Source organism: Collinsella sp. AM42-18AC, from assembly GCF_003467965.1.
In the GTDB taxonomy this organism is placed as follows: domain Bacteria; phylum Actinomycetota; class Coriobacteriia; order Coriobacteriales; family Coriobacteriaceae; genus Collinsella.
In genome coordinates this window covers 115,309-139,553 of the sequence record NZ_QSFY01000004.1, presented here as the reverse complement: position 1 = coordinate 139,553, position 24,245 = coordinate 115,309, and the positions used below count along the sequence as shown (strand labels likewise).

At 59.7% G+C, this 24,245-nt stretch carries 22 protein-coding genes; 16 read left to right on the top strand and 6 right to left on the bottom strand.

The genetic code is table 11. The annotated features are described in order from the left end of the window. The first annotated feature begins 118 nt into the window (after positions 1 to 118). The 6 genes from DW913_RS03845 to DW913_RS03820 all read left to right on the top strand — a co-directional run bounded on the left by DW913_RS03845 (position 119) and on the right by DW913_RS03820 (position 5,389). Positions 119 to 1,387 carry a class II D-tagatose-bisphosphate aldolase non-catalytic subunit gene (locus DW913_RS03845; RefSeq protein WP_055251764.1) on the top strand — a complete coding sequence of 423 codons (1,269 nt, stop codon included), beginning with the start codon at positions 119 to 121 and terminating at the stop codon, positions 1,385 to 1,387. A 125-nt stretch (positions 1,388 to 1,512) separates the two neighbouring features. Continuing rightward, positions 1,513 to 2,196, top strand: coding sequence for a fructose-6-phosphate aldolase (gene fsa / locus DW913_RS03840; protein ID WP_006235616.1), 684 nt, complete (start codon positions 1,513 to 1,515; stop codon positions 2,194 to 2,196). Positions 2,197 to 2,260: 64 nt separating this feature from the next. Then, the gene (locus DW913_RS03835; protein WP_117797643.1) at positions 2,261 to 3,091 is read left to right on the top strand and encodes a transketolase; all 831 of its coding nucleotides are present in this window, start codon (positions 2,261 to 2,263) and stop codon (positions 3,089 to 3,091) included. Then, the gene (locus DW913_RS03830) at positions 3,091 to 4,029 is read left to right on the top strand and encodes a transketolase family protein (protein ID WP_117757860.1); all 939 of its coding nucleotides are present in this window, start codon (positions 3,091 to 3,093) and stop codon (positions 4,027 to 4,029) included. Before DW913_RS03835 ends, DW913_RS03830 begins: the two co-directional genes overlap by 1 nt. Positions 4,030 to 4,041: 12 nt before the next feature. After that, complete coding sequence (locus DW913_RS03825) at positions 4,042 to 4,494, top strand: PTS sugar transporter subunit IIA (RefSeq protein ID WP_117797642.1); 453 nt, start codon at positions 4,042 to 4,044, stop codon at positions 4,492 to 4,494. Between the two features lie 244 nt (positions 4,495 to 4,738). Further along, positions 4,739 to 5,389, top strand: coding sequence for an HAD family phosphatase (locus DW913_RS03820; RefSeq protein ID WP_158566188.1), 651 nt, complete (start codon positions 4,739 to 4,741; stop codon positions 5,387 to 5,389). A gap of 594 nt (positions 5,390 to 5,983) precedes the next feature. Here the strand turns inward: DW913_RS03820 and DW913_RS03815 are convergent. Then, the gene (locus DW913_RS03815) at positions 5,984 to 6,862 is read right to left on the bottom strand and encodes an ATP-dependent sacrificial sulfur transferase LarE (protein WP_117797640.1); all 879 of its coding nucleotides are present in this window, start codon (positions 6,860 to 6,862) and stop codon (positions 5,984 to 5,986) included. 173 nt (positions 6,863 to 7,035) lie between these two features. Between DW913_RS03815 and DW913_RS03810 the strand changes: the two genes are divergently transcribed. After that, the gene (locus tag DW913_RS03810; protein ID WP_117759233.1) at positions 7,036 to 7,686 is read left to right on the top strand and encodes an HAD family phosphatase; all 651 of its coding nucleotides are present in this window, start codon (positions 7,036 to 7,038) and stop codon (positions 7,684 to 7,686) included. Between the two features lie 201 nt (positions 7,687 to 7,887). On the opposite strand, the gene DW913_RS03805 is transcribed toward DW913_RS03810, so the two are convergent. Both DW913_RS03805 and DW913_RS03800 read right to left on the bottom strand, forming a co-directional pair. Beyond that, positions 7,888 to 9,093, bottom strand: a complete 1,206-nt coding sequence (locus tag DW913_RS03805; protein WP_117759248.1) for an ATP-binding protein — start codon at positions 9,091 to 9,093, stop codon at positions 7,888 to 7,890. 213 nt (positions 9,094 to 9,306) lie between these two features. Continuing rightward, on the bottom strand, positions 9,307 to 10,440 hold the full coding sequence (locus DW913_RS03800) for a LacI family DNA-binding transcriptional regulator (RefSeq protein ID WP_233541989.1): 1,134 nt from the start codon (positions 10,438 to 10,440) through the stop codon (positions 9,307 to 9,309). A gap of 312 nt (positions 10,441 to 10,752) precedes the next feature. Here DW913_RS03800 and glmS point away from each other — a divergent pair, with 312 nt between their 5' ends. Beyond that, the gene (gene glmS, locus DW913_RS03795; protein WP_117797638.1) at positions 10,753 to 12,600 is read left to right on the top strand and encodes a glutamine--fructose-6-phosphate transaminase (isomerizing); all 1,848 of its coding nucleotides are present in this window, start codon (positions 10,753 to 10,755) and stop codon (positions 12,598 to 12,600) included. Between the two features lie 120 nt (positions 12,601 to 12,720). Here the strand turns inward: glmS and DW913_RS03790 are convergent, their stop codons facing one another. Continuing rightward, positions 12,721 to 13,422, bottom strand: a complete 702-nt coding sequence (locus DW913_RS03790) for a GntR family transcriptional regulator (protein ID WP_050766156.1) — start codon at positions 13,420 to 13,422, stop codon at positions 12,721 to 12,723. Positions 13,423 to 13,615: 193 nt separating this feature from the next. On the opposite strand from DW913_RS03790, the gene DW913_RS03785 reads away from it, so the two are divergent. From DW913_RS03785 to DW913_RS03775, 3 genes are all read left to right on the top strand, one after another. Further along, positions 13,616 to 14,650 carry a YeiH family protein gene (locus DW913_RS03785; protein ID WP_117797637.1) on the top strand — a complete coding sequence of 345 codons (1,035 nt, stop codon included), beginning with the start codon at positions 13,616 to 13,618 and terminating at the stop codon, positions 14,648 to 14,650. 273 nt (positions 14,651 to 14,923) lie between these two features. Further along, positions 14,924 to 16,141: a helix-turn-helix domain-containing protein gene (locus DW913_RS03780; protein WP_117797636.1), complete on the top strand. Its 1,218-nt coding sequence runs from the start codon at positions 14,924 to 14,926 to the stop codon at positions 16,139 to 16,141. Between the two features lie 84 nt (positions 16,142 to 16,225). After that, entirely contained in the window at positions 16,226 to 16,801 is a 576-nt protein-coding gene (locus tag DW913_RS03775; RefSeq protein WP_147349626.1) for a hypothetical protein, read from the top strand. 63 nt (positions 16,802 to 16,864) lie between these two features. Here the strand turns inward: DW913_RS03775 and DW913_RS03770 are convergent, their stop codons facing one another. Further along, positions 16,865 to 17,386 (bottom strand): nitroreductase family protein, encoded by a 522-nt coding sequence (locus DW913_RS03770; protein ID WP_117797634.1) that lies wholly within the window; start codon positions 17,384 to 17,386, stop codon positions 16,865 to 16,867. Between the two features lie 295 nt (positions 17,387 to 17,681). Here DW913_RS03770 and DW913_RS03765 point away from each other — a divergent pair, with 295 nt between their 5' ends. The 4 genes from DW913_RS03765 (at position 17,682) to DW913_RS03750 (ending at position 22,378) form a co-directional block, all read left to right on the top strand. Next, positions 17,682 to 17,972 (top strand): CDP-alcohol phosphatidyltransferase, encoded by a 291-nt coding sequence (locus tag DW913_RS03765; protein WP_118260475.1) that lies wholly within the window; start codon positions 17,682 to 17,684, stop codon positions 17,970 to 17,972. Positions 17,973 to 18,148: 176 nt separating this feature from the next. Next, positions 18,149 to 18,649 (top strand): MarR family winged helix-turn-helix transcriptional regulator, encoded by a 501-nt coding sequence (locus DW913_RS03760; RefSeq protein WP_117797633.1) that lies wholly within the window; start codon positions 18,149 to 18,151, stop codon positions 18,647 to 18,649. After that, the gene (locus DW913_RS03755) at positions 18,649 to 20,373 is read left to right on the top strand and encodes an ABC transporter ATP-binding protein (RefSeq protein ID WP_117797632.1); all 1,725 of its coding nucleotides are present in this window, start codon (positions 18,649 to 18,651) and stop codon (positions 20,371 to 20,373) included. The genes DW913_RS03760 and DW913_RS03755 overlap by 1 nt, the downstream gene beginning before the upstream one ends. 1 nt (position 20,374) lies before the next feature. Continuing rightward, positions 20,375 to 22,378 carry an ABC transporter ATP-binding protein gene (locus DW913_RS03750; RefSeq protein WP_117797631.1) on the top strand — a complete coding sequence of 668 codons (2,004 nt, stop codon included), beginning with the start codon at positions 20,375 to 20,377 and terminating at the stop codon, positions 22,376 to 22,378. A gap of 111 nt (positions 22,379 to 22,489) precedes the next feature. On the opposite strand, the gene cysE is transcribed toward DW913_RS03750, so the two are convergent. Next, positions 22,490 to 23,194 (bottom strand): serine O-acetyltransferase, encoded by a 705-nt coding sequence (gene cysE, locus DW913_RS03745; RefSeq protein WP_117797630.1) that lies wholly within the window; start codon positions 23,192 to 23,194, stop codon positions 22,490 to 22,492. A gap of 223 nt (positions 23,195 to 23,417) precedes the next feature. On the opposite strand from cysE, the gene DW913_RS03740 reads away from it, so the two are divergent. Then, the gene (locus tag DW913_RS03740; RefSeq protein WP_117797629.1) at positions 23,418 to 24,056 is read left to right on the top strand and encodes a VTT domain-containing protein; all 639 of its coding nucleotides are present in this window, start codon (positions 23,418 to 23,420) and stop codon (positions 24,054 to 24,056) included. Positions 24,057 to 24,245 lie beyond the last annotated feature (189 nt).

Sequence of the window (24,245 nt, the reverse complement as noted above, 5' to 3'; positions counted from 1 at the left end):
GGGATGGATTTGACTCCGCACAACCGCCCCTACACAACAAAATCCATCCGCACTGATAGGGCCCACATCTGGGTCCCAGGGAACTTTTGTCAAAAATCCTCTGGAGAAGGAGAACAAAATGTCCAACCTCACCATCCGCCAGGCCGTTCAGGGCATGCTCAAGCTGCAGGACAGCGGCGATCACGCAACCATGGTCGGCATTGGCCCCATGAGCCCCAACCTGATTCAGGCCGTGTTCGAGCTTGCCAAGGACGAGGATTTCCCGCCCATGTTTATCGCTAGCCGCAACCAGGTCGATATGGACGAGATGGGCGCCGGCTACGTCAACGGTTGGGACCAGACGCGCTTTGCCGCCGACATTAAGAAGGTTGCCGACGAGGTGGGCTATACCGGTCCGTACTACCTGTGCCGCGATCACGGCGGTCCGTGGCAGCGCGACGAGGAGCGTAACGCCCACCTGCCCGAGGACGAGGCCATGGAGCTCGCCCGCAAGTCCTTTGTCGCCGACATGGAGGCAGGCTTTGACCTGCTGATGGTCGACCCCACCAAGGACCCCTATCAGATCGGCAAGGTTATTCCGCTCGACGTGGTGCTTCGCCGCACGATCGATCTTATCGACTATCTTGAGCAGTACCGTCGCGAGCATAACCTGCCCGAGGTTGCCTATGAGGTCGGTACCGAGGAGACCAATGGCGGCCTGACCTCCACCGACAAGTACGAGGAGTTCATTTCTCAGCTGCAGCCCGAGCTCGAGAAGCGCGGCTGCCCCATGCCCACCTTTATCGTCGGCCAGACCGGTACGCTCACCCGTTGGACCGAGCAGGTCGGTCATTACAACTTTAAGAATGCCCGCGAGCTCGCCGACATGGCCAAGCGCTACGGCGTGGGCCTGAAGGAGCACAACGCCGACTACCTGGACGACGCGACGCTGCTCGAGCACATCCCGGCACACGTGACCGCTTCCAATGTCGCCCCTCAGTACGGCACCGAGGAGACCCGCGCTTACCTCAAGCTCTGCGCTACCGAGCAGATTCTGGTCGACAACGGCCTGTGCGACGATCCCTCCGATCTGTATCACACGCTGCTGGTCAAGGCCATCAAGACCGAGCGCTGGCGCAAGTGGATGACCGGCGACGATGTCAACCTGCAGGTTGACGACATTCTGGCCGACGACGAGCTCAGCCTGAAGATTCTGGATGTCTCCGGCCACTACGCGTTCAACGATCCCGAGGTCAAGGAGCAGGTCGAGAAGCTCTATCGCAACCTCGCTGCCCAGGACATTGACGGCAAGCGCTTTGTGATCGAGCACATCAAGCGCCCGATCAAGCAGTACGTCGTCGGTCTTAACCTCAAGGGCGTCACGAGCCGCATCGAGAAGGCTCTCTAAGTAGCTTTTCCTACACGACGCCGGGCCTGGGGCATGTCCCAGCTGCAGGCCCGGCACATAGGACAAAGGGACATCCCCTTTGTCCTATTTTTTGAGTTTTGGATTCCTTAGAAGGAGTTTGCACCATGAAGTTCTTTATCGATACCGCCAACCTTGACGAGATCGCCGAGGCCAAGAGCTGGGGCTGCCTTGCCGGCGTCACCACCAACCCGTCCCTGTACGCCAAGACCGGCGGCAAGCTCGCCGACTTTGAGCCCCATATGCTCAAGATTGCCGAGCTCTGCGAGGGCCTGCCCGTGTCTGCTGAGTCCACCGCGACCACTGCCGAGGGCATGATCGAGGAGGGCAAGCGTCTTGCCGCCCTGGCTCCCAACATCGTGGTCAAGCTTCCCGTGTGCGAGGCCGGCCTCGCCGCCTGCCGCGCCCTGGCCGATGCGGGCGTGCGCGTCAACATGACGCTTGTTTTCTCGCCGACGCAGGCCCTCATGGCCGCCAACGCCGGTGCCCGCTACATCAGCCCGTTTGTCGGCCGCTTTGACGACATCGCCGAGGACGGCATCTCGCAGCTCGACAATGTCGTGACATGCATCAAGAACTATGACTGGACCGGCAAGAACGTCGACGACACCGTCGAGATCATCACCGCTTCGGTCCGCACGCCCAACCACGTGACCCAGGCGGCTCTTCTTGGTGCCGACATCGCGACCGTGCCCATGGCCGCTCTCAAGAAGTGCCTGCATCACCCGCTGACCGACCAGGGCCTCGCCTCTTTTGAGGCTGACTGGCAGAAGGTCGTCGCTCAGGCTTAACGACCGGGTTGCCCTCGGCATCGCGCCATCCGGTGCCGGGGTTGTTCTCAAGAGAGGAATTCGTATGACCAACCAGGAGCTGGCGAAGGTCGCCAATGAGGTCAGGAAGGGTGTCGTGACTGCGGTTCACGCGGCCAAGTCGGGACATCCGGGTGGATCGCTCGGTGCAGCCGACATCATGACGTATCTGTACTTTGAGGAAATGAATATCGATCCTGCCGACCCTCACAAGGCCGATCGCGACCGCTTTGTGCTCTCCAAGGGTCACGCGGCGCCGGGCCTGTATTCGGTGTTGGCAAATCGCGGCTATTTTCCCGTCGAAGAGCTCGAGACGCTCCGCCATATTGGCAGCCGACTGCAGGGCCATCCCAACATGAACGATACCCCAGGCATCGATATGTCCACCGGATCGCTCGGTCAGGGTATCTCCGCCGCGGTTGGAATGGCGCTCGCCGCAAAGCACTGGGGTGACAGCTACCGCGTCTACACGCTGTTGGGCGACGGCGAGTGCGAGGAGGGCCAGGTGTGGGAGGCGGCCATGTTCGCCGGCAACCACGACCTGGATAACCTCGTCGCTATCGTCGATCATAATGGCCTGCAAATTGACGGCAGTATCGACGAAGTTAACTCGGCTATGCCACTTGCCGACAAGTTCCGCGCTTTTAAGTGGCATGTGATCGAGCTCGCCGACGGTAACGACATGGCGCAGATTGCCGCCGCCTTTGCCGAGGCTCGCAAAGTGAGCGTCTCGCCTGTGGCCATTATCGCCGAGACGGTGAAGGGCAAGGGCGTCTCCTTTATGGAAAACCAGGTGGGCTGGCACGGCAAGGCGCCCAACGATGAACAGTTTGAGCAGGCCATGGCCGAGCTCGCAGCAGCAGGGGAGGAGCTCTAATGGCAGACGTCAAGAAGGTCGCCACGCGCGTTAGCTACGGCGAGGCACTTGTCGAGCTGGGCAATGAGCGCGATGACTTTGTAGTGCTCGATGCCGACCTGGCCGCCGCCACACAGACCGGTAAGTTTAAGGCCGCTCACCCTGAGCGCTTCTACGACGCCGGCATTGCCGAGAGCAACTTGATGGGGCTTGCCGCCGGCATTGCGACCACGGGTCGCGTCGCCTTTGCGAGCACCTTTGCCATGTTCGCCGCCGGTCGTGCGTATGAGCAAGTGCGTAACTCCATCGGCTATCCGCACCTCAACGTCAAAATTGGCGCTACGCATGCGGGCATCTCGGTCGGTGAAGACGGCGCTACGCATCAGTGCTGCGAGGATATCGCGCTCATGCGCACGATTCCGGGCATGACGGTGATCGTCCCCGCCGATGACATCGAGGCTCGCGCTTGCGTGCGCGCCGCCTATGAGTTTGAGGGGCCGGTCTACATGCGCTTCGGCCGCCTGGCAACACCGGTTATCAACGACCGCGAGGACTATGAGTTCAAGATTGGTCGCGGCGTGGTCGTGCGCGAGGGGTCCGATGTGACCATCGTCGCTTGTGGCCTCATGGTCGCCGAGGCGCTTGAGGCTGCCGAGGCGCTCGCTGCCGATGGTATCGACGCCGAGGTCATCAACATGCACACGATCAAGCCGCTTGATGAGCGCCTGGTGGTTGCCAGCGCCAAGAAGACTGGTCGCGTGGTCACCGCCGAGGAGCATTCGATTATCGGCGGTCTTGGCGAGGCCGTGGCCTCGGTGCTCGCGGAACAGCATCCGGTGCCGATGCGACGCGTCGGCGTGCGCGATGTATATGGCGAGTCCGGCCCTGCGGTCGATTTGCTGCACAAGTACGGTTTGGACGCCGACGGCATCGAAGCCGCGGTCAGGTCCGTGTTGTAAGGAAGGTTTTCCATGGGGTTTGTATCTGCCAACCAAGTGACGATTGGCTACGCCGCCGCCTCGCGCGAGGACGCGCTGCATTATCTGTCCGAGCAGGCTGTTGAGCTTGGTTTTGCCGATGACGCATCTGCTGTAGAGGCGGCTTTTATTGCTCGCGAAAACGAGGCCGAGACTGGCCTCGTCGCCGGTTTTGCCGTTCCGCATGCCAAGAGCGACGCGATCCATACGCCGGGCGTTGCCGTGCTCAAACTGGCCGAGCCCGTCGAGTGGCCGAGTTTCGATGGGGTGCCCGTCGATGTTGCGCTCGCACTGTACGTGCCCGCCGGCGAAGCTGGAACTACGCACCTGCGTCTGCTCTCCAAGGCTGCCGTGATGCTGATGGATGCCGACTTCCGTGACAAGGTGCGCGAAAGCACCGATCCCGTTGAGATTGCGGAGCTCATCAATAGCGGACTCGAAGACTAGAACGGTCATCCCGTTCAATCAATCGATCCTTCTCCAAGGAAAAGGGCCGCGACGCCATATAGGTGTCGCGGCCCTGTTTGCGTTTCCCCAGATAAAACCTGCCAAAATAAACCTGTCCCTTTTTGGCAGGTTACGTCATAAGGCTTCTGTCTATGTAACGAAAGTACAATATGATATATACGTTATATACAAGTTTGTGACGTGCAGTAGATTTGCGGTAACGCAAGCCGATGAAGGGGCCGATATGATCAAGGCTGTTATTTTTGACATGGACGGAACGCTGATCGATACCGAGCGTTTGGACATGAGGGCATGGAGGGTGGGCGCCGCTGAGCTGGGGATCGCGATTGATGATGCGTTAATCCATCAGTTTATCGGCCGTTCGAATGCCGATGTTAAGGACATCCTTGAGGCGCATTACGGCAAGGGCGAAACCGCCGACGCGATTTTTGCCCGCAACATTGAGCTACACACCGAGATGGCCAAGACCGACCTGGAGCTTAAGGCCGGCGCCGCCGAGTGTCTCGACGAGCTGCTGGCTGCGGGCTATCACGTGGGCCTTGCGACGTCGTCGCGCCGCGTTGCGGCCGAGCGCAACCTTAAGACGGTCGGCCTCTTTGACAAGTTTGAAACGGTGACCTTCGGCGAGGACGTCGCATATGGCAAGCCCGACCCCGCAATTTACCTGCTCGCTTGCGAGCGCGCGGGCTTTGCTCCCGAAGAGTGCGCCGTGGTCGAGGATTCTCGCAACGGCTGCGTCTCGGGTATCACGGCCGGCTGCCATGTCTTTGCTGTGCCCGATATTGTGCCGCTGCCGCAGGACGTGGCGGATGGCTGCGAGGCCGTTCTCGATACGCTGTTCGATCTGAAAGCGGCGGTCAAGGCCGTGCGCTAAAGGTGCGCGCCGAGGTCGATGACGGTGGCTTCGACGCAGCTGCTTGCCTGGGTGCTGGCGCGCTCGGCGATCTGGGCGCCGATGCCGTAGCTGTCGGCTGCGGTGTTCCATTCATTAGAGGGGTCGCGCTCGTCTCTCTAAATGTCTCTCTAAAGATAAAGTCGGTTAGAGAGACAGCCTTAGGTAATCTAGCAGCGAATTCGTTATATCTCTCTAAAGGTCTCTCTAAAACAAAGTGCTTATCTCTCTAAAGTTAGAGAGATAAATCTATTGGTTTAGAGAGACGGAATGCCAATGCTGCCGGATAAAGGACTCATTGAAGTAATGGGTTCATCGACGAGCTGTAACCGCCGCTATCGGAAAAAGTAGGTGCGGCCGAGACGCCTCTCAAGTGCCTCTCGAAGTTAGAGGGGTGCTAGAGAGGCAGTTGTCTTGCGACATTTTCCCAGATAAAACCTGCCAAAATAAACCTGTCCCTTTTTGGCAGGTCTGCGGGTCAATGCCCATCAAACGAAGTTGCGGTGGAATAGTTCCTGTTTGGGCCCGATAGGCCGCAAAACAGGAACTATTCCACCGCAACTTATTTGGGATGCGCTATTGATTCATGTTGCCGTGGATGTAGGGGGTGACCTCGGGGGAGATATGACCGCAGCCTAGGTTGCGCAGGGCAGATTCGATGGCGGCAGGAAGCGGGGCCTTGCCCCCGTCGTTGACCGCGGTGTTGCCGAGGGCGGCAATCTTGGAAACGTCTGCCGGCGCGGCCTCGATATGCATGCAGCCGCCGACCAAGCGCGCGCGGACCTGGTCCAGGCCAAGGTCGTGCAGGTAGTCCTCGCAGGCGCGAATCACATCGACCTTCTCGCGTGTGAGCTCCTCGCCCGTGGGGACGCGCGTGGCCAGACAGGCTCCTGCCGGCAGGTTCCAGACGGGATAGCCCCAGGCGCGCAGCAGCTCGCGCTCTTCGTCCTTGGTAAAGCCGACCTCCATAAGCGGCGAGCGCACGCCGAGCTCCTGGGCGGCGCGCATGCCGGGGCGGTAGTCGCTGCGGTCGCTTGCGTTGCTGCCGTCGATGACGGTGGGAAAGCCCAGCGACCTGGCGTGGTTGACGATGGCGGTAAAGCCGGCGCGCTTGCAGTGGTAGCAGCGGTCGGCGTCGTTGCAGGCTACCTGGGGGAGCTGCAGTTGATCGACCGAGAGGTTGAGCACGGGGAGCTTAAAATGCGGCCCCTCATCGGCCTGCCCGTCAATCGCCCGCTCAAACGAAGCCTGCTCGGGCGTGCCGATGAGCGGCGTGGTGAGGTGAACGAGAAGCGTGCTGGCGGGCATGATGCGGGCGCAGACTGCGGCCAAAAAGCTGCTGTCGACGCCACCGGAAAAGCCGATGGCGACGCGTCCGTATGCCAAAAGCAGCTGCTCGAGCGCTGTGAGTTTGTCCTGAAGCCCCTCTGCAGGTGCGGTGGTGTCTGAAAGCATGAATCGATCCTTGCCGTTGAGTACTCGGTCGAAAACTATAATCCTACCGAGCCGCTTGTCATAAGACTTCTATCTATGTAACGAAAGTGCAATATGCTATATACGTTATATACAAGTTTACAGGTGCGGTAAAGTTGCGGGAGTACAGCAGCGCGAAGAGATGGGGGACCGATATGATCAAGGCCGTTATTTTTGACATGGACGGAACGCTGGTCGACACCGAGCGTTTGGGTATCAAGGCGTGGAAGGCGGGCGCGGCCGAGCTGGGATTCGCGATTGATGATGCGCTGATCCATCAGTTTATCGGTCGTACGCTGCCCGATGTCATGCGCATCCTTGAGGAGCATTACGACAGCAGCGAAACCGCTGAGGCAATCTATCGTCGCCATAAGGAGATTCGCGACGAGATGGTCAAGACCGATCTGGAGCTTAAGGCTGGCGCTGCCGAGTGCCTAGGCGAGCTGCTGGCTGCGGGCTATCACGTGGGCCTCGCGACGTCGTCGCGCCACGTTACCGCCGAGCGCAACCTTAAGACGGTTGGCCTCTTTGACAAGTTTGAGACGGTGACCTGCGGCGAGGACGTCGCGCACGGCAAGCCCGACCCCGAGATGTACCTGCTCGCCTGCGAGCGCGCGGGCTTTGCTCCCGAGGAGTGCGCCGTGGTCGAGGATTCGCGCAACGGCTGCGTCTCGGGTATCACGGCCGGCTGCCACGTCTTTGCCGTTCCCGACATCGTGCCGCTGCCGCAGGACGTGGTGGATGGCTGCGAGGCTGTGCTCGATACGCTGTTCGATCTGACGGCGGCGGTCAAGGCCGTGTGTTAGCGTTCGCACGCAAGTCGCCATGCCCCGCGCCCGATCTCGCAGGACGGTGGCGGCAACGGCGCCTGCGTGAAGGCGCTGACGCAGTCAGCCCCTCTTATCACGCCAAGATTGCTGTTTTGGCCGATAAGAGGGGCATTGTGCTTTAAGCGACTGGGGCTGCGGCCTTGGTAAGGAGCTGGCGGAGGGTTATGACGTTACAAGTTACTCCAGGAGCCAGTCGATCACGTTGCGCTTGCGGACTCCTTCGTAGTTCGCGTCCGCAAACAGCGTGTCGAGCGTAAGAAGCGTCTTGGGGTAGTTGTCTCGGACTTTCTTAAAGGGGGCCAACTCTCGATTGAGGGTAGTTTCGTCGAGCGTTGTGGCTGAAACCTGAAAATAGGCTGTCTCGTCTGACTTTAGGGCAACAAAATCGATTTCCCCGCCGTCGATATCGCCCACGTAGACGTCGTATCCACGGCGTAGGAGCTCGAGATAAACAACATTTTCGAGGATATGACCGATATCGCTGCTTTGGGTTTTGACGAGAGCGCCTCTAAGTCCAAGGTCAACGGCGTAGTATTTGCCGTTTGTTGAAAGAAGCTGCCGACCGCGCACGTTATAGCGCGGAGCAAAGTACAGCACAAGGCTGTCTGTTAAGCCTTTGAGGTATTTGGCTACGGTTTTCTGGTCGGTTTTGTTGCCGTTGGACGAGAGCGTGTCGGAGATTTTTTTAATCGAGATCCGGTTTCCAATGCTATGGAGTAGGAACTTGGTGATATCGCGCAGGGTCGGGACGTCCGAGACCTTCAGGCGTTCGATAACGTCGCGTATGACGATGGTATCGTAGAGGCTCATAAGATAATCGCGCGCCTGGGGTCCCTGAATACCCGTCTCGGCGATAAAGGGAAAAGAGCCCCTGGTTATGTACTCGTCAAACAACTGCGCGGGAGCCTTTCCGTCATTGGTTTTTGCCGAGCAAAACTCTTTAAAGGATAGGGGCAGCATCTTGAGCTCTACGTAGCGGCCGGAGAGTAAAGTTGCCAGCTCGCTCGAGAGCAGATAAGCGTTGGAACCGGTTATGTAGAGGTCGACATTGTCCTTGATAAAAAGACTGTCGACGGCTTTTTCGAAATGCTCGACGTGCTGTATCTCGTCCAGAAAAACGTAGTTCATCTTATCGGGGACGAGTCTGGCGGAAATGTAGTCGTAGAGTGCTCTATACGACGTAAGCGACTCGAACTCCAGGTCTTCAAAGTTGAGGGATATAACCTGGTCGCCTGTGATTCCATGATCGCGCAGGTAGCTACGGTAGATTTCGAATAGCTTTGATTTGCCGGACCTTCGCACGCCCGAAACGACCTTGATGACGTGTGAGTCTTTCCACGAAATGAGCCAGTCGAGGTACTGTTTGCGATCAATCAGATTCATGAAACCCCTTTCTTGGCGAAAAAAACTGGAGCAAAATCAATACTTATAGGAAATATCTAAAAATATGGAATTGAGTCTATTTTAACAAAAAAGTTAATGAAAAATGGATTACATTCCATAAATATCTGTAGCCGCAGGTCCGGCTAAACGGAGAAGGCCCGTGGGGCCAGCAAAAACGCCGCAGCGGGACTGTTCCCGTTGCGGCGTTTTTTGTTACAGGTAGGCGCCCAGGTTGATGTCGGTTATTGGGGCCGCGGATGGGCCCGTCGGGTGCTGCTCGGCCTTTTGGGTGCTCACACGTTCGAGCAAGAAGGGGCGCACGAGCTCCTGACGGTTAATGTCCTCGGTGGCCGTGGCCGTGGTGACGGTACGCGCGGCGGAGCCGATGCGGACTCGTTTGGTCTTGGCGGCAGGTTTATCCTCGATTTGCTCCATGAGCAATTGAACGCCCTTGCGGCCAATTTCGTAGCCCGGCGGCGCCACGGTGGTAAGGGGAACCGACCCGCTCCATGCTAGGGGGTTGCCGTCGCAGCCGGCCACGCGGACCTGCTCGGGGACGGAGATGCCTTTGTCGACCAGCGCCGAGATAACGCCCGAGGCTAATACGTCGGTCAGACCGATGACAAAATCGGGGCGCTCGTCAGCAGGGCGCTCGGCAATCTGGGCACCGATACTGTAGCCGTCGGCTGCGGTATTCCATTCGCCGGCGTCGATGACTTCGATCTTGATATCGGGGTGTAGAGCGAGCGCTTTATGAATGCCAAGGACGCGCAGGGTGAGTTGCATAAATGCTGCTCGGCCGACGACGACAATATGGTGCGCTCCACGGGCGATGGCGAGTTCGGCAATGATGCGACCCTGGGCCTCGTTGTCGGCCGCTACATAGTAGCCGGGCTCGGAGCAATGGATGTCCAGGTGGACGATCGGCACGGGCATCTTGGCCATGACGGGATGCCAGTCGGGGGATGTCATGGGCTGAACCATGACGCCGGACATCTGGGTGCCCATAAAGTATCGCAGGTAATGGTCCTCGAGAATGTCGTCGTTATCGGCATTGGCGATGAGCAAGTCATAGCCGTGCTTGCGTGCCTCGTTGTGGGCACCGCTGGCAATCTGGAGCGAAAAGCCGTGATCGAGACGGGGGAGCACCAGGCCAAAGGACTTGGTGGCGCCGCCCGCGAGCTGACGGGCGCTTTGGTTGGGCAGGTAGCCAAGGCGATTGATGGTCTCGTTGATGAGCTTGAGGGTCTCGGGGCGCAGCTTTTCGGGGTGGTTGAGCGCGTTGGAAACCGTGCCCAACGAAACCCCAGCCTCGCGCGCGACGTCGCTGATTTTTACCTTTGCCATAGCGGCCCCTTTGATGCGTTTCAAGTACAAGGCAGATTGTAGCATCCCAAACCTACCAAAAAGGGACAGGTTTATTTTGGCAGGTTTTATCTGGGGAAACGCCGTTGCCAGCGCGACCACCACAAAGGTGCCTGTCCCCATTGTGGTGGTTTGGACCGGCTGGGCATGTGTGCATCGGGTGGTATCTAAGTTGAGATACCACTTCTGGTATATCAGCTTGCGCTTGCGTGAGTACAATACTCGAACGTTATACGTCTCAGCGCCCCCTGTGCGTGGACGTCTTGCAGTCACGCGAACGAAGGGATTTATCCTATGTGCGGAATCGTCGGCTACACCGGCTCTGATATTGCAAAGAACATCCTGGTCACGGGCCTCAAGCGTATGGAGTATCGCGGCTATGACTCCTCGGGCGTTGCGCTCGAGGTGGGCGAGGGTGCCGCGGCGCACCTCGACGTCATCCGCCGCGTGGGCAAGGTCGCGGGCCTGGAGAGCGAGCTTTCCAACATCGACAGCGACGCTACCTGCGGTATCGGTCACACCCGTTGGGCCACCCACGGCAAGCCCTCCGTCGTTAACGCCCATCCCCACACCAGCTGCGACGGTCGCATCGCCATCGTCCACAACGGCATCATCGAGAACTTCGCCGAGCTGCGCGAAGAGCTGGAGGGCCGCGGCCACCACTTTAAGAGCGAGACCGATACCGAGGTCTTCGCGCATCTGATCGAAGAGGCTTATGCCGAGACGCACGACCTGATGGCCTCCGTGCGCGAGGCTTGCACCCACGTGGTCGGTGCCTATGGTCTGGCCGCCGTGTGCGCTGACGAGCCCGGCGTGATCGCCGTGGCCCGCAAGGATTCCCCGATCGTGGTCGGCGCGGGCGAGACCGGCGCCTATGTCGCCTCCGATGTCATCGCGCTCATCGACGCCACCCGCGATGTCGTGGTGCTCGAGGACGGTCAGTTTGCCAAGCTCACGCCCGCAGGCGTCGAGTACACCGACGAGGCCGGCAACGTTATCGAGCCCAAGGTCACCCACATCGACTGGGACCTGGACATGGCCGAAAAGGGCGGTTATCCCGACTTTATGCTCAAGGAAATCCACGAGCAGCCGCGCGTCGTGCGCGATACCCTGGTGGGCCGCATGACCCCTGCCGGTGAGCTTGATATCGATGAGCTGGGCCTTTCGCTCGAGGAGCTCAACGATATCGACCGCGTCTACGTGATCGCTTGCGGAACCAGCTATCACGCTGGCCTCATTGCCAAGAATCTCATTGAGGGCTGGGCTCGCATCCCCACCGAGGTGGAGGCGGCCAGCGAGTTCCGTTATCGCAACCCCATCATTACGCCGACGACGCTTGTCGTTGCCGTGTCCCAGTCGGGCGAGACGGCCGATACCCTTGCCGCCATTCGCGACGCGCGCATCAAAGGTGCCAAGGTCTTCGGCATCACCAACGTGGTGGGCAGCCCCGTGGCGCGTGAGAGCGACGGCGTCATCTACACCAAGGCCAACAAGGAGATCGCGGTCGCCTCGACCAAGAGCTTCATCGGCCAGGTCGTGAGCCTGACGCTGCTGGCTCTGCTGCTAGCGCAGGTCAAGTACCGCTTGACCACTAAGCAGGCGCGCATGCTGTTCCGCGAGCTTTCCGATACGGCCGAGCAGATCCAGTGGATTTTGGATACCCAGACCGAGGCTGTGCATGAGGCCGCCCTGCTGTGCAAGGACGCGCAGTCGGCGCTGTTCGTGGGCCGTGGCATGGGTGCCGCTATTTCCTACGAGGGCGCGCTCAAGCTCAAAGAGGTCAGCTACCTGCACGCCGAGGCCTACGCCGCCGGCGAGATGAAGCACGGCCCCATTGCCCTGATCGACCCGGGCTTCCCCGTCATCGCTGTGGCCACCAAGAGCGCCACCTACGACAAGACCGTGTCGAACCTCATGGAGTGCAAGGCGCGCGGCGCCAAGGTCATCGTCGTTGCCACCGAGGGCGACGAGGAGATCGACAAGATCGCCGACTGCATCATCCGCGTGCCGGCAGTCCGCGACGTGTTCAGCCCCATCACGGCGAGCGTCCCGCTGCAGTTGCTCGCTCGCGAGGTGGCCATCCTGCGCGGTTGCGACGTTGACCAGCCTCGCAACCTGGCAAAGAGTGTCACAGTCGAGTAGCGGATGTTCCGCCGTTCTAACGACCAAGGGCCGGCTCCGCGTCATCAGACGGAGCCGGGCCTTTTTGTACGGAGAAACCACCACAAAGGTGCCTGTCCCCTTTGTGGTGGTTTTGGCAGGTTAGCGGAGCTTACTGGTCTCGAAGTACTCGGGGAACTGGTCCAGAACCTCGGTCTGGTTGCGGAACATCATATGCAGGTGTTTGCTGACCAAAAAGCTCGCCTCGATGGGGTCGCGACCGGCGATAGCGCGGCGAATCTGCTTGTGCTCGTTCACGATGTCCTGATTGTCGAGAACCTGCGTGGCGGCGCGCAGCCAGCGGAAGCGCTCCAGGTCGGCATTGGTTTCTTCGAGCCACGACCAAACGGTGCTGCGACATGCGATGCTAAAAATCATGTGATGCATGAGGTTGTCGCTCAAAAAGAAGCCGATGCGATCCTCTTCGGCCATGGCCTTTTCCTGCAGCACGATGGCGCGGTCGAGCTGCTCGATGCCGGCCGACGTGGCTCGCGCACAGCACTCCACGATCACCTGCTTTTCCAGATGTTCGCGGATGTAGCAGGCACTCTCGGCAAGGGTGAGGTTGATGGGCGAGACATAGGTGCCGCTCTGGGGCACGGTGCGCACCAGGCCTTCCTGCGCCAAGCGAACCAAAGCCTCGCGCACGGGCGTGCGCCCCATATCCAGGTCGTCGCAAAGTTGCTTGACGCCCAGCTTTTCGCCCGGCTTGTAGTCCAGGTAGACGATTTTGCGTCGAATGGTGTGGTAGGACTGGTCCTGTAGGCTCGTTTCCTGCTCGCCGACGTGCATCGATTCTTCCATAGCGCCTCGCAACTGTTCTATCAAACTCATATGTCAGTTGTTAATTATGCCGCGAATCAGCTCTCCGCGGTGGGTAATTCGGCTGTTGCCTGAGAACTATTGCGGCATCTTAGTCTGTGTTTGCGCAAGGCTGCGCTCAATGTTGCCGTATCATAAGCCGTCGCAAACGTGAAATAGAAAGAAGGAATCCCATATGCAACTGGCAAATATCGTACGCGAGCGCTGGAAAGGCGTTTTGTTCTGCCTGATCATCGCCATTCCCGCGACGTTGCTCGGCAAACAAATTGAGGTGGTTGGCGGTCCGGTATTCGCCATCCTCTTTGGCATGGTCCTGGCGCTCGTCTTTCCCAAGAATCGTCGCGAACAGCTCGCCGCCGGCGTCACCTATACGTCCAAAAAAGTCTTGCAGTACGCGGTTATCCTGCTTGGCTTTGGCATGAACCTCTCCCAGATTCTGTCCAAGGGCGCCCAGTCGCTGCCGATTATCGTGGCGACAATCTCGACCTCGCTTGTCATCGCCTTTGTGCTCTGCCGCGTTATGAACGTGCCGGGTAAGATCGCGACGCTTGTGGGTGTGGGTTCGTCGATTTGCGGCGGTTCTGCTATCGCCGCGACCGCACCCGTCATCGATGCCGACGATCGCGAGATTGCCCAGGCCATTTCGGTCATCTTCCTGTTTAACGTTATCGCGGCGCTCGTGTTTCCAACGCTCGGCGGTATGCTCGGGCTGACAGACGAGGGCTTTGGCCTGTTTGCCGGCACCGCCATCAACGACACCTCGTCCGTAACGGCTGCGGCGAGCGCCTGGGACAGCATGCATCCCGGCGCCAATGTGCTCGAGAGCGCCACGGTGGTCAAGCTCACCAGAACGCTGGCCATTATTCCCATCACGTTGGTCCTCGCATGTTGGCAGATGCATCTGGCGCGCAAGGCCGGCGGCGACGCTAAAAGCACGTTCTCGCTTAAACGCGCGTTTCCCATGTTTGTGCTGTTCTTTGTGCTGGCGAGCGTAATCACCACGGTGCTTCAGCTTCCCGCGTCCATTACGGCGCCCATCAAGGAGCTGTCGAAGTTCTTTATCGTGATGGCCATGGCGGCTATTGGCTTTAATACCGATATCGTCGAACTTGTCAAAAAGGGCGGCAAGCCCATCGCGCTGGGCTTTTGCTGCTGGATTGGCATTGCGTGCATGAGTTTGGGGATGCAGCACGTGCTGGGAATCTGGTAGAGAAGTAGCTTATTTGCGTGCTGCGTGCTGCGTGCTGGTGAGCGCATTCTCACGGTGGAGCGATAGGAGCTCTTGCGGGTATGGCTTGTCCGCAGGTTTATAAGTCCCGAAGAGCTCTTATCGCCCCGCCAGGATGGCGATGCGGGGCAACACCTATACTCGCAGGTCGGCGCTTTCTGCCCTATAGTGTTTGGTGAGCAATATCGTTCAATTTTGAAACACTCGGTCGTGCGACCGTCGGCGGCTGCACGTCGCCGCGGACAGGGGCAAATTATGGATAGCGATGCCAAGCTGAACATCTTGACCGAGGCCCTGGCTGCTGCCGGGGCCTCGGCATTGGCAATCGATGTGCGTGGGGACGTCGCGATTTCGACCATGAATGACGCGGCGCTTGAGCGGGATGTGGCGGCTTTTGTCGCTGAGCGCCTCGACCGTATAGGAGACGGCGCGCGTCTGGTTATGGGACGTGCAGGTACGCGCCTGAGTCTGACCGTTCGCCCCACCGACAAAGAGGGTGGGGGCCTTTGGGTCGTCGTGGTCCGCGAGGTGCGCGGCGCCGCGGCACATGCGGGCATCGAGTGGCTCAACGCCGACGAAGTTGAGGCCCGCTACGAATCGAGCGCGTACGGCATCGTTGAGGGGGCGGCCTCGGTAGCTGCGCCGGTCGCCGAGAGCTACGCGCGCGGTGTGCCCCTTATGCTCGAGGGCGAGCTGGGAGCGGGTCAGATCGAGATCGCCAAGCGCCTCTATCTGGACGGTCCTTTTGCCGATCAACCCTTTGTTGCCGTTGCGCTCGATGAGCTTACCGATCGCGGTTGGCGCCACGTGCTCAAAAGCGCCGAATCGCCGTTGTTCCAAACGGGGCTGACACTTTGCATTGCGGGCTGGAATGCGGTTGGCCCCCAGCGCCTTCGCGAGCTCGTTTCCACGATGGCCGACACCGCGTTGGCGACGCGCTGCCATGTGGTGCTGACGGCGAATGACATGCCGGGCGGCAGCGAAAGTGATCAAGCCGCCTTTGTGACCGAGCGCTTCGCCTGTGCGGTGAGCGTGGCGCCGGCAATCGTCGAGCAGGGAGCCGCGTCGACGAAGGTTGCGCGCTATTTGGAATATCTCGCTGGTGCATTTGGGACGGCAGCGCCCATGCTGTCTGCCGCGGCGACGAAGGCGCTCGATGCTTACCGCTGGCCGCGCAACTATCTGCAGCTCCGCGAGGTCTCGGAACGACTGTATATATTGGTGGGGACGGGCACGGTGGATCGCGCTGTGGCGGAGGAAGTGCTAGCCCAAGAGGACGTGATTAAGACCGCAACCTTTGGCGCCCCGACACTCGAAAGCGACCTGTATATCCTGCGACCGTTGGCCGATACCGAGCGAGATATCGCGCATCTGGTTGTAGATCATCTCCACGGCAACCGAACCCGTGCGGCGGAGGTGCTGGGCATAAGCCGAACAACGCTGTGGCGCTTGCTGAAGGACGATGACCGTTGAGCGAGGCGCCCGTGACCGCGCGCGACGCGTGTGCTACAGTCCAAAGCGTTATTGTTTCGATTTGGTTACGGCGTGCGGGGGCGTATGGCTGAGACTACAAAACCGAGCCGCAGAAGGCGGAGCGCCGCACCGGTCAACCGACGCACGACATCGGTGACGTGGGGCAAACACGCCTCGGGGTTTGATGGTTCGTTCAAGCGCACTAAATACGGCTATCCTTCGGCAAGCGCCCGCTTGGCCATGCAGGCAGAGTCCTCGTTGTGGGGCCGCAAGTGCGTGGTGGGCTCAAAGCTCAAGCACGACGGCACGCTCGGTTACATCAGCCGCGGGGCGGCTCGTCGCAGCGGACTCAATCCGGCTGGTTGGCATCGTTATGTTCCGATCGCGGTCGTCGTTGCAGTGATCGTCATCGCACTCGCTGCGCTTGGCTACGCCGGCGGCGGTGCCAACTTGGACGCGATGTTTAAATCGCCCGAGCTCGCGCATGCAGGCACAGAAATTGTCGAGGGCGCTCAGACCCAGACGGGCGTCGCGCCCCAGCGCGGTATCGTTGCGGCGGCCTCTACCATCGCCGACGCTCAAAAGGACGAGGGCGAACAAGGCGACGGCGCCGAAACGACCCACACGAACGAAACGACGACAACTCCATCGGCAAGATAAGTTGCGAGTGGGGTGGCTAAAATAGCCTCGTCCCAAATTAGCTACCCCTATGACGCTCTTGGGTTACCTTACGTAGACGACGTTGTCGCGGCGGGGTTTGGGCTCGGGTAGCGTGTCCTCGGCATAGCCCAGAATGCAGTGACCGACACCGCGCAGGCTGCCGTCGGCGGGCAGGCTCCAGCTGGCCAGCAGCTCCAGGCCCTCGGGCGAGTCAAAGACCTCATGCGCGCGGTGAATCCAGCATGAATCGACACCCAGTGCATAGGCGGCGTTGAGCAAGTTGCCCATGGCGAGCGAGCCGTCTTCCAGATGCGTGGGCACGTTGCGGTCGACCAGTACCACCACAACCGTTTTGGCTCCGTAGAAGGGGTCGCCGTTGCTACCCATGACTTGGGCGTTAAGCTGCGAGAGACGCTCGACGGTCGCGGGATCGGTGACGGCGACAAACGTCACCGGCTGGCGGCCCATGCCGCTCGGTGCATATTGGCCGGCTTCGATAATACGTGCAAGCTTTTCGGCCTCGACGGGACGATCGCTGTATTTGCGGCAGCTGCGGCGGTGAATGAGCGCTTTGATAGTCTCCATGGTGCCTCCTTGTAGTGGCGTTGCAGATGCCCCGTTCATACCCGTCGGGCTCAAACGATAGACGGTCAATTGCCCGGCCAAAAGGATAGATTCCAATTGGGAAAGTAGGTTTGCATAAAAGTACCTTCAGAATGTGACAAACAAATGGGATGGTTAAACGTTTTATCCCGTCTACCCTGCGGTTTTTTACCACTTGCCTAAATGACGAACGTATAACCTCTGATAAAGGTTTTACTAAAGGAGTACCAACGTTTATCAATGCGCCGTGGTGGCGCCGGGCCAGGAGGTAACTATCATGTTCCAGGCTGGAGATGTCGTCGAGACCGATTTCGAAGGATTTCTGAAGCTGCTGCGTTCCAAGACGCGCGCTTTCGTGTCGATTAACGATCACGAGTACTACATCACGCACACCGATGGCTATTGGCGTGTTCAGGATTGCGAGGCCCTCAACGATAAGGGCCACTTTACTGACTGCTCCGAGCTGGTCAACACGGTCTGCGAGGTCGTCGAGCTGCCTTGGATCTGCGGCAAGAGCCTGCATGATAGCTTCTCGGGCGCTACGGTCTACGAGGCTGTCGCCGCCTAGCAGCAAATAATCGATTTCCTCTCATGACCGCCGGCGCTGCCCCCGCGCCGGCGGTCTTTTTTATCGATATGTTGTATAGCTTGCGCGCTGCGAATGAAGCCCTTGACGATAGTCAAAACTCGGACTAATCTGAAATCTCAATTAGTCAAAATTCGGACTATCGAATGGTGGGAGAGATGGATTGCGCGGTTACGTCGGTCGATTTTGACCGGATGCTCAACGGGCTCGACCGTATTTACTCAGAGTTCGCGCGTGCCTGCGGCCTTTCGGATTGCGCCTATTGGATGCTCGTCGATATCAGCACGGCGGACGAAGACGTTGCCGTGAGCCAACTCACGAGCGAATGGTTCTATAGCAAGCAGGCCATTAACTCGGCAATTAAAACCTTGACGGCGCGAGGGCTTGCGACGCTGGAATTTGCCGAAGGCAGCCGCAAGAATAAGGTCGTTTGTTTGACCGATGAGGGCCGGCGGTTCGCCGAGCACCATGCGTTGCCGGCGGTTAAAGCCGAGCAGCGTGCCTTTGGCGCGCTCGAACCCTGGGAACAGCGTGAGATTATGCGTCTGGTCGGCAAGTTTTCCCACGCGCTCAACGAGGAGTGCGAGGCGTTTAAACAGCAGATAGCCGCTGAGAGCCAAGTGGAAAAACAAGAAGAGGGGGAGACGTGCGACTCTTAATGAGGTTTATGAGGCCGTATCGCGGGCTGATTGCGGTGACACTGTTTGTGCTGCTGATAGATAACGTCGGCACGCTGCTGGTGCCTACGATGTTGGCGAATATGGTCAATACCGGCATCACGACGGGTGATGTCGACTACATCCTGCGCAACGGCCTGTACATGCTTATCGCGACTGGCATGGCCAGCGGTGGCGCGGTGCTGGGCTGTTATCTTTCGGCTCGCCTGGCGGCCAACGTGGCCTGCGACATTCGCAACGCCGTCTACGACAAGTCACTCGAGCTGTCTGCCAGCGACTTTGAGCGCTTTGGCACCGGCTCGATGATCACACGCTCGCTCAACGACATCAACGTGATCCAGCAGGCGATTCTGCAGACGATTCAGCTGGTGCTGCCGGTGCCGTTTTTGGCCGTGGCGGGCATCATCTTTGCCTGGCATATCGATCCCGCCATGGGTACGCTGCTGGGTGCAGTCGTGGCGATTGTGCTGGTGGCGGCAGTCTTTACGGTCGCCAACGCAGCGCCGATTTTTATGCGCCTGCAGAGTTTTATCGACCGTATGAACGTGGTGCTGCGCGAGAACATCGTGGGCGTGCGCGTCATTCGCGCGTTTAACAAGGAGCGCCATGAGGAGCAGCGCCTAGACGAGGTGTTTAGTGATTACGCGGCCAACGCCATCAAGGTCAACCACCTGTTTGTGGGTCTCGATAGCTCCTGCTTCTTTCTGATGAATATCGCCGAGGTGGCGGTGCTGTGGGTGGGAGGCAATCGCGTAGGCGTCCACGCCATGCAAATTGGCAGCATCTCGGCCGTGTTGGAATACGCGCTGCTGATTCTGTTCTTTGTGATGATGGCGCAGATGGTGATCCTGACGTTGCCGCGTGCCGCGGCGTGCCTCAACCGTGCACAACAGGTGCTTCAGATTGAGCCGAGCATCGTCGATGGCGAGCGAACGCTCGACGCGGGCGCGTCCGACTCAAAGGACGGAGCAGACGCGGTCGCCATGTTCGACCATATGTCGTTCCGTTTTGACGATGCCGACGAGGACACCCTGTGCGACCTGAGCTTTGCCTGTCGTCGTGGCCAGACCACGGCGATTGTGGGCTCGACGGGATCGGGCAAATCGACGGTGGCCAAGCTCTTGTTGCGTTTCCACGATGCCTCGAAGGGCGCCATTCGCCTGGACGGCGTTGATCTGCGCGACCTTTCGCAAGATGAGATTCGCGGGCATATCGCTTACGTGCCGCAGAAGGCGTGGCTGTTCTCGGGCACGGTGGCGAGCAACCTGCGCTATGGCAACGAGGATGCGACCGAGGCCGACATGCTTCACGCGCTGCAGGTTGCCCAGAGCACCTTTGTGCTCGACCAGCCGCAGGGACTCGATACCCCGGTGGCGCAGGGCGGTACGAACTTCTCGGGCGGTCAGCGTCAGCGCCTGGCCATCGCCCGTGCGCTCATGAAGCACGCTGATTTGTATATCTTCGACGATAGCTTTTCGGCCCTGGACTTTAAGACCGATGCCGCCCTGCGCCATGCGCTGCAGGACGAGACGCGCGATGCCGCGGTACTCATCATCGCGCAGCGTATCTCGACCATTCTGCATGCCGACCAGATCGTGGTGCTCAAGGATGGCGAGGTCGTGGGCTTGGGCACGCACGACGAGTTGATGGAGACTTGCGAGGTGTACCGCGCCATTGCGGAATCGCAGATGAAGGGAGGTGAGTAGCATGACCGAGGGGCTCAAGAAGCAGGGCGTCGTTGATGACGCCGTGGCAGCGGGGACGGCTGAGGAGACGGCGGTCGCGCCCGGTCTGGACGATGCCGCCAAGGCTGCAGCCGAGCGCGAGGCTCGCCGCCAAGCGCTCTACGAGGAAAACGAACGCGCCGAGGACGAGCGCGCCCGTGCCGAGGCAGAGCGCATGCGCGATGTGGACGACGAGGACGAGGACGAGAAGCCCCGCGACACCTGGGCGACGGTGCGCCGTCTGTGGAGCGAGGCCGCCGGCGATCACTGGCGCTTTTACCTCGTGTTCGCGAGCATCGTGTTCTACGTCATCTTTAACACCGCGGCGCCGGCGTACAGCGCCCGCGTCATCGATGAGCTGTGGGGACACGTGAAGCTGGCGTTTGCCAACGACACCACCTTCAGTATCACCTGGGAGAACTGCGGCAGGACCATCTTTATCTACTTTATGATCTGGACGGCCGCCGCCTCGTTCTACGCGCTCCAGAGCTTTTTGATGTCGAGCGTGGCCGAACGCCTCAACCTGCGTCTGCGTAACCGTATCGCTCAAAAGCTCAACCGTCTGCCGCTTGCCTACTTTGACGCGCATCGCCCCGGCGAGGTCGTCAGCCGCGCGACCAACGACCTGGACAAGATGTCCGAAAGCATGCAGCGCGGACTGCTGCAGCTGCTGGTGTCGATCGGCACTGTGGTGGGCGCCGTGGGCGTGATGTTCGTGTTTAGCGTGCCGCTCACGCTGGTCTTTTTGTTCTTTACGGCGTTGTCGCTGCTGGTGACCAAAGTGGTCTCGCGCCGCACACATGACGTGACCGGCGAGCGCCAGGAGTGGGTGTCCAAGATTACGAGCGCGGTCGAGGAAGGCTACTCGGGCCGTCTGGTGATTCGCGCGTTCAATCGCGAGCGTCAGAGCTCTGCCGAAGTGCATGAGGCCTCGAGGGAGCTAGCGCGCGTGAGTACCAAGGCCGACTTTATGATCAATGCCGTCGGCCCTGCGGTGCGCTTTATCGGCCGTTTGGCGCAGATCGTGATTGCGCTGGTTGGCTGCAGCATGCTGGTCGCCGGTCACATGACCGTCGGCGTGTTCCAGGCGTTCTTCCAGTTTATCTACGAGGCGTCCGAACCCATGACGCAGCTGTCGTTTACCTTTAACTCGCTGCAGAGCGCGCTAGCGAGTGCGGAGCGCGTGTTCGACCTGCTCGACGAGCCCGAGATGGAGGCCGATCCGCTGCCGGACGAGGCTGCCAAGCTGCCGGGTCGCGTTGAGGGCCGCGTCGCTTTTGAGCACGTGCACTTTGGCTATTCGCCCGACAAGCCGCTTATGCGCGACGTGTCGTTTACCGCCGAGCCGGGTCAGAAGATCGCCGTGGTGGGAACCACGGGCGCGGGCAAGACCACGCTCATCAACTTGCTCATGCGCTTTTACGAGATTGACGGCGGGCGCATTACGCTCGACGGCGTGGATACGAGCCGCATGGATCGTGGCGAGCTGCGCCAACAGTTTGGCATGGTGCTGCAGGACGCCTGGCTGTTCGATGGCACGATTGCACAGAACATCGCCTATGGCTGTCCCGAGGCAACGCGCGAGGAGATTGTGGCGGCCGCACGCGCCGCGCAGGTCGACTTCTTTGTGCGCACCATGCCGCAGGGTTATGACACGCGGGTGGCCAACGATGCCGAGAGCATTAGCCAGGGCCAGCGCCAGCTGCTGACCATTGCGCGCGTGCTGCTCAACAACCCGGCGATTCTGATCCTGGACGAGGCGACCTCAAGCGTGGACACGCGCACTGAGCTTGCCATCGGCCGCGCCATGGACGCGCTCATGAGCGGGCGCACCAGCTTTGTGATCGCGCACCGCCTGTCGACGATCGTCGATGCCGACCTCATCCTGGTCATGGATCACGGCAATATCATCGAGCAGGGTACGCACAAGGAGCTGCTGGCTGCCGAGGGCGCCTACGCCGACCTCTACCTAAGCCAGTTCGCATAATGCGACATAGGGACGGCCCCTTTGTCGCATCGGAAATAAGGCGCGCCGGGGATGGATTCCCTGGTGCGCCTTTTGTGTCGGTGCCGATGTCATCTTGTGCTGCTTGCGTTCCTAGCGCTCGTCCACGAGCTTGGCGACGAGGGCCTTGAGCTCGGCCACCTCTTTCTCGAGCTCTTTGACGCGGCGGGCGTTCTCGGTGATGCCTTGACGGTTGAGCGCGGACTGCTCGGCGGCGTCGTCGGGCATGTACTCGCGATGCTGCTTGGCGTCGAAGCTCTCCTCGAATACGCGGCAGCCGTTGCGCTTGATGATGCGGCCTGGCACGCCCACGACGGTGCAGTTGTCGGGCACGTCCTTGACGACAACCGAGTTGCCGCCGATCTTGACGTTGTTGCCGATGCGAATGTTGCCGAGCACCTTGGCGCCCGTGCCTACGGTGACGTTATTGCCCAGGGTGGGGTGGCGCTTGCCGGTCTCGTTGCCGGTACCGCCGAGCGTGACGCCCTGGTAGAGCACGCAGTTGTCGCCCACGATGGTGGTTTCGCCGATGACGACGCCCATGGCGTGGTCGATAAAGAAGTGCTTGCCAATCTGCGCGGCAGGGTGAATCTCGACGCCGGTGATGTGGCGAGTGACTTGCGAGAGCACACGGGCGAGCGAGCGATGACCGTGCTCCCACAGCCAGTGCTCGGGCACGTGGTTCCACTTGGCGTGCAGGCCAGGATAGGAAAGGAAGATGACTAGACCGTTTTGCGCGGCGGGGTCCTGCGCCTGGACGGTCTTGATGTCCTCGCGAATGGTATTGATAAAGCTCACCGGCCGCCCTCCCTTAGCGCCATGGCAATGCGGTTCAATAAAGTATAGCGATTCGCTAGGGATTAGGAAGGACAATCTTGATGGCATTGCGCAACAGGTGTCAGTTATGCAAACTTGCTGGTAATGGAGTCATGCTTTTGTGGGGTTGCGCACGAGGGGGCGCCGCAACCGTATACTGGTCAACTTGGACGTATCCGCGCCCACAACTGAGAGGTTTTACTTCATGGGTTTCATCAATTTTATCGCCGAGCTGCTCAAAGACCCGCGCACCGCGATTGCCAGCTGGATCGCCGCCGGCCCGCTTATGGCCTACGGCTGCGTGTTCCTGATCATCTTTATCGAGACGGGCGTGGTGTTCTTCCCGTTCCTTCCCGGCGATTCGCTGCTGTTCGCCTCGGGTTTCTTTGCCCACAACGGCGGCTTTAACATCGTGGCGCTTCTGGCCACCGCATGGGCGGCTGCCATTTTGGGTGATCAGTGCAACTTTATGATCGGTCACTTCTTTGGCAAAAAGATCATCGCTTCGGGCAAGGTCAAGGCCATGACGCCCGAGCGCATCAAAAAGTCCGAGGACTTCTTGGACAAGTGGGGCCACCTGGCCATCTTCCTGGGCCGCTTCTTCCCGTTTATTCGCACCTTTGTGCCCTTTATCGCCGGCATGGGCGGCATGCACTGGCGTAACTTCGTTATCTTTAACGTGCTGGGCGGCATTACCTGGTCGACGCTCTTTACACTGCTGGGCTACTTCTTTGGCGGTATCCCCTTTGTGCAGGAGCACTTTGAGCTGCTGATCGTCGGCATCGTTGCCGTGTCGATCATCCCGACCGTGGTCGGTCTGGTTAAGGCCAAGCTGGGCAAATAGAACGCATAGCTCGAGGCAGCGCACAAACTGTGCCGTTGAGCCCCGTCACCGTTTACGGTGACGGGGCTCTTTAGTTTCGGTTGAATGAAAATACTTTAGTTAGTTAAAGAAAAACGTTTTATCCGACGCGTGCGGGGAGTACAATCTCGTGCATGCGAATCGACGTGTCATCGGCTTTGATGCTGCCCG